Origin of the sequence: Flavobacterium sp., assembly GCF_031363805.1 — a bacterium.
Classification (GTDB): Bacteria; Bacteroidota; Bacteroidia; order Flavobacteriales; family Flavobacteriaceae; genus Flavobacterium.
On record NZ_JANLVD010000084.1, the window covers coordinates 1 to 5136 of the forward strand.

7 protein-coding genes are annotated in these 5136 nt (G+C 29.7%); 6 read left to right on the forward strand and 1 reads right to left on the reverse strand.

Going from position 1 to position 5136, the window contains the following annotated elements; translation table 11 throughout:
* The first annotated feature begins 85 nt into the window (after positions 1 to 85).
* On the forward strand, positions 86 to 865 hold the full coding sequence (locus RMN92_RS04725; protein ID WP_309608316.1) for a class I SAM-dependent methyltransferase: 780 nt from the start codon (positions 86 to 88) through the stop codon (positions 863 to 865).
* 49 nt (positions 866 to 914) lie between these two features.
* Here RMN92_RS04725 and RMN92_RS04730 read toward each other — a convergent pair whose 3' ends face one another.
* Complete coding sequence (locus RMN92_RS04730) at positions 915 to 1598, reverse strand: hypothetical protein (RefSeq protein WP_309608317.1); 684 nt, start codon at positions 1596 to 1598, stop codon at positions 915 to 917.
* Positions 1599 to 1901: 303 nt separating this feature from the next.
* Here RMN92_RS04730 and RMN92_RS04735 point away from each other — a divergent pair, with 303 nt between their 5' ends.
* The 5 genes from RMN92_RS04735 to RMN92_RS04755 form a co-directional block, all read left to right on the forward strand.
* Positions 1902 to 2588 carry an ABC transporter ATP-binding protein gene (locus RMN92_RS04735; RefSeq protein WP_309608318.1) on the forward strand — a complete coding sequence of 229 codons (687 nt, stop codon included), beginning with the start codon at positions 1902 to 1904 and terminating at the stop codon, positions 2586 to 2588.
* A 163-nt stretch (positions 2589 to 2751) separates the two neighbouring features.
* A complete protein-coding gene (locus RMN92_RS04740; RefSeq protein ID WP_309608319.1) occupies positions 2752 to 3648 on the forward strand; it encodes a hypothetical protein in 897 nt (298 codons plus the stop codon).
* Between the two features lie 52 nt (positions 3649 to 3700).
* On the forward strand, positions 3701 to 4270 hold the full coding sequence (locus RMN92_RS04745) for a cob(I)yrinic acid a,c-diamide adenosyltransferase (protein ID WP_309608320.1): 570 nt from the start codon (positions 3701 to 3703) through the stop codon (positions 4268 to 4270).
* A 166-nt stretch (positions 4271 to 4436) separates the two neighbouring features.
* Positions 4437 to 4658: a DUF2795 domain-containing protein gene (locus tag RMN92_RS04750; RefSeq protein ID WP_022828503.1), complete on the forward strand. Its 222-nt coding sequence runs from the start codon at positions 4437 to 4439 to the stop codon at positions 4656 to 4658.
* Between the two features lie 152 nt (positions 4659 to 4810).
* Positions 4811 to 5136, forward strand: a 326-nt coding sequence (locus tag RMN92_RS04755; protein ID WP_309608321.1) for a hypothetical protein, incomplete at its 3' end; no start/stop codon positions are given.

The following is a 5136-nucleotide window of genomic DNA, read 5'->3' on the forward strand; positions in this document are numbered from 1 at the left end:
AAAATGGAAGGATAAATTTAAACACAGATTTCACAGATTTACACAAATTTAATCTGTGCTAATCTGTGAAATCTGTGTTAAAGAAATGCTATTTCAAATTAAATCATATCTAAAATTCCTCTGGAACTCCAAAAACGAACACGGAGTGCATTCGCCATTTGTGTTTGATTTGGTTACCAATTGTTTTTATGATAAAAAGAAATATCCTGAATATAGAATTTTAAAAGATTATCGAAATTCGCTTCTTCAAAATAAAAACTTCATCGAAGTAACCGATTTTGGAGCAGGTTCAAAAGTTTTTAAATCCAACAAAAGACAAATATCCAAAATTGCTAAAACTGCTGGAATATCTACAAAAAGAGCCGAATTGTTGTTTAGAATTGTTACTTATTTTCAACCTGATAGCATTTTAGAAATTGGAACTTCTTTAGGATTAGCAACTTCAGCATTATCATTAGGGAATCCTAAAAGTAAAATACAAACTTTAGAAGGATGTCTTAATACGATGACAATTGCAAAAAAACAATTGCAATTACAAAACCTTAATAACATAGAATTAATAAATACTGAATTTTCAAATTATTTCGCAAAAAACAACCCACAACCCACAACCCACAACCTGATTTACTTCGACGGTAACCATTCCAAAAAAGCCACACTTGAATATTTCGAACAATTATTACCCACAATTTCAAACGATTCTGTTTGGATTTTCGATGATATTCATTGGAGTTTAGAAATGGAAATAGCTTGGAAAACCATCCAAAATCACCCAAAAGTAAAAGTAACTATTGATACTTTTCAATGGGGAATTGTGTTTTTTAGAACTGAACAGGAAAAGGAACATTTTGTAATTAGAACATAAAAAAAATGACTGCTATTGCTAACAGTCATTTCTCTCGAATCAATAATATTTATTTTTTTGCTTTTGCAGATTCATCAGATTTTGCTCCCATTCTATTCAACGTAAACATTGGTGCAAATTGAACCTTTAATGACGCAATTTTTGTATTGTCTGAACCAGAAAGACCTTCTTTTTCAACAGTATTTTTTCTACTATCAAGTGCTTCATACATTAATTTAATTTCGTCCCAGTCTTCACGAGAATAACTATCTTTATTTTTTTGAGCTGTATTAACAAAATTAGAATAAACCTCTAAAATATTATTTTTGTTAACCCAATTAAAATTCATATCATCACCTACTTTTCCATCTCCAAAAAATGTGTTTTTTAAACTTTTTCTTGTAGAAGTTGCAGTTGTTGTTGCAGGAATTTCTTTTTTTACCTGCATATTAGCTTCCATTTTAGCTTTTAAAGCTTCATACTTAGATTTACTTTCGTTTAATCTTGCTTGTTCTTTTTCACTTTGTTCTAAACTTGCCAAAGCATTTTCAGCTTCCGTACTTTTCATTTGGTAAGCTGCATCTATTTCATCCCAATTGGCAACTGTGTCAGTAGATTCGATATTTTCTAATGAATCAACATACACTACATATGAATCGATTGATTTTTGAGCTTGTACTTTTTTCTCATCTTTACAAGAAGTAAAAAGAACGAATACACTCGAAATTCCTAATAATAATCCTAAATTTTTCATAATTTTTGTTTTTAATTATATTTTATCAAACAAATGTAATGAGTATTGCATAATTAACAATAAAAACATTATAATTATGTAAATAATAAAATTAATTATGAAATATGAAATATATTAATATTAATTATGTAAAATATAATTGAAATTATATAATTATTAACATTCAAATTTTTTGTCACTTAAAAAGCATTTATTTTATTTTTTAAATCCTTGTAACTTTTTATCCAGATAATATACATATGTATAGTTTTAAATGCAGTTTTAATCTGAAATCAAAAATTGTTAATCTATAATCAAAAATCAATGTCTAATTCCCTTATAAAAATAACAAACATTAAAAGAGATTTTGTACTTGGAAGTGAAATCATTAATGTATTAAAAGGTATTGATTTAGAAATCAATAAAGGAGAATATGTTGCACTCATGGGACCATCTGGTTCAGGAAAATCAACGTTAATGAATCTTTTAGGGTGTTTAGATACGCCAACTTCTGGCACTTATATTTTGAATAATAAGGATGTTTCACAAATGGTAGATGATGAACTTGCAGAAATTAGAAACAAAGAAATTGGATTTGTATTCCAAACTTTTAATCTTTTACCTAGAACTACAGCATTAGATAATGTGGCATTGCCAATGATATATGCTGGCTTTTCAAAATCTGAACGAAATATTCGAGCTACCGAGGTTTTAAACCAAGTTAATTTAGGAGACAGAATGGATCACCAACCGAATCAGCTTTCAGGAGGACAGCGCCAAAGAGTTGCCATTGCTCGAGCATTGGTCAACAAACCATCCATCATATTGGCCGATGAACCTACTGGAAATCTGGATAGTAAAACTTCGGAAGAAATCATGAAACTATTTGGCGATATTCATGCCAATGGAAATACCGTTATTCTAGTAACGCACGAAGAAGAAATTGCAGCATACGCACACAGAATTATTCGATTACGTGATGGTTTAATTGAAAGCGATACCATAAAATAATTTTTTAGGAGCTATTTCCTGCTATTCGTTACAATCTTTTTTGTGGTTTTGTCATGCTGAGCTTGTCGAAGTACAAAACCACAAAAAAGGATTTCCACTACTATCAGGGCTAGGCAATTCGTTTCAAAATAAACTTTTATTCAAAAACAAATCTTAAACCAAAATGCAAATTGCCCTTTTAACCTGCCAAAAACTACCAAATCTACTTGAAACCGAAAACCAATTAATTCCAAAACTGGCAAAACATAACATTGTTGCCAAAGCTGTAATTTGGAATGATGAAACCATAAACTGGGAAGATTATGATGTTTTAATATTTCGAAACACTTGGGATTATTATGAAAAACAAATCGAATTTGATATTTGGTTAGATAAAATTCAAAAATTAGGAATCAAAACCTTAAACTCTATTGCAATTATCAACAAAAATAAACACAAGTTTTATTTGCGAGAACTGCAACAATTGGGTTTTACAATTCTTCCAACAATTTTTATCGAAAAAACAAAAGAATTAAATCTTAAAAAATTCATACCAAATCATTGGAAAAAAGCTGTAATAAAACCAGCATATTCAGCAGGTTCATATCAAACCGAATTATTCGATATTTCAGAAATTGATATTATAAACCAAAAATATCAAAACATTGCACCTCAAAAAGAATTGTTATTGCAAGAATTTATGCCTGAAATTCAAACTCTAGGCGAAACATCATTTATTTTTTTTAATAAAAAATTCTCTCACGCAGTAAACAAAAAACCTATTGAAGGTGAATTCAGAATTCAAGTTCAATATGGTGGAAAATATAAACTAGTCCAACCAAATCAAGATATTATTGAAAAAGCACAGAAAATTGTCAACACTTTTTCTGAAGATTTGCTCTATGCAAGAGTCGACGGAATTATAATTGGAAATGAAATTTATTTAATGGAAATAGAATGTATTGAACCCGATTTATACTTTAATTTAGCCAAAGATTCTATGGACAAATTTGTAAATTCAATTTTAGAATTAATTAAAAATCCAGAATTAAAAATTAAAAATTCTGAAACAATAACCTAAATTTGTATTTTTAGATTACCTCGTAAATCTAAAATCTAAAACCAAAAATCAAATGAAAGTATATACAAAAACAGGAGACAAAGGCACTACAGCACTTTTTGGAGGCACAAGAGTTCCCAAAGATCATATAAGAATTGAAAGTTATGGTACGGTTGATGAACTAAATTCACACATCGGACTCATTCGTGACCAAGAAATGAATCAACATTACAAAAATATTTTAATAGAAATTCAAGACAGATTATTTACAGTTGGCGCCATTTTGGCAACGCCACCAGAAAAAGAAGTCATGAAAAATGGAGAATTACGTCTTCAAAAACTTGGAATCATTGAAAGCGACATAGAATTATTAGAAAATGAAATCGACACGATGGAAGATTCACTTCCACAGATGACGCATTTCGTTTTGCCAGGCGGTCACACAACTGTGTCATATTGTCACGTGGCACGTTGCGTTTGTCGCAGAGCCGAGCGTTTGGCGGTACATTTAAGTCATAATGAACCTATTGATGAAATGGCTGTAAAATATCTTAACCGTCTTTCTGACTATCTTTTTGTATTGGCACGAAAATTGTCCTCAGATTTAAAGGCAGATGAGGTAAAATGGATACCCCGCAAGTGATTTTAGATATCAGATGTTAAATTCATAAATTAAATTTAATATCTAATATCTACAATCAAATATCTAAAATTATAACACGTTCTTAACTTTAACAAAAAATAAAGCAAAAAAAACTTGATTTTTTAACTAAAAAAATTATTTTTGCACAAATTAAAATCTATAGCAGATGTATTGGACATTAGAACTAGCATCCTACCTAAGTGATGCACCTTGGCCAGCAACCAAAGACGAACTTATTGATTACGCAATTAGAGCCGGTGCTCCACTTGAAGTAGTTGAAAACCTTCAATCTATAGAAGATGAAGGGGAAATATATGAATCAATGGAAGAAATTTGGCCCGATTATCCAACTGACGAAGATTATCTTTGGAATGAGGATGAATATTAGCACTAAAACATACTAAAAAAAGTCTCTAATCGAGACTTTTTTTTGGTTAAATTTGCAATCTCTAAAATAGAGACTATTTAAAAACAATAATTACAATGAGTGAATTCAAAAATATAATTCATAATTCGTAATTTTTAATTCGTAATTAAAAAATGAGTTTCATAAACAGCATATTAAAAGTATTTGTAGGCGATAAATCTCAAAAAGATGTCAAAGCAATACAACCCATTATTACCAAAATAAAAACTTTCGAAAGCAATTTAGCTTCTCTATCACATGATGATTTAAGAGCCAAAACAGCGTATTTCAAAAATATAATCAAAGAAGCTCGTGCTGAAAAAGATGCGAAAATTGAAAGTTTAAAACTGGAAGTTGAAGCTTTGCAGGATATTGATGCTCGAGAAGATGTGTATGCGCAAATTGATATTTTAGACAAAGAAGCTTACGATATATCTGAAAAAACATTAAACGAAATTCT

Bases quoted from the DNA above. Each gene is read 5' to 3' on its own strand.
- RMN92_RS04745 (WP_309608320.1), top strand. From the start codon at position 3,701: ATGAAAGTATATACAAAAACAGGAGACAAAGGCACTACAGCACTTTTT.
- RMN92_RS04735 (WP_309608318.1), top strand. From the start codon at position 1,902: ATGTCTAATTCCCTTATAAAAATAACAAACATTAAAAGAGATTTTGTA.
- RMN92_RS04725 (WP_309608316.1), top strand. From the start codon at position 86: ATGCTATTTCAAATTAAATCATATCTAAAATTCCTCTGGAACTCCAAA.
- RMN92_RS04740 (WP_309608319.1), top strand. From the start codon at position 2,752: ATGCAAATTGCCCTTTTAACCTGCCAAAAACTACCAAATCTACTTGAA.
- RMN92_RS04750 (WP_022828503.1), top strand. From the start codon at position 4,437: ATGTATTGGACATTAGAACTAGCATCCTACCTAAGTGATGCACCTTGG.
- RMN92_RS04730 (WP_309608317.1), bottom strand. From the start codon at position 1,598: ATGAAAAATTTAGGATTATTATTAGGAATTTCGAGTGTATTCGTTCTT.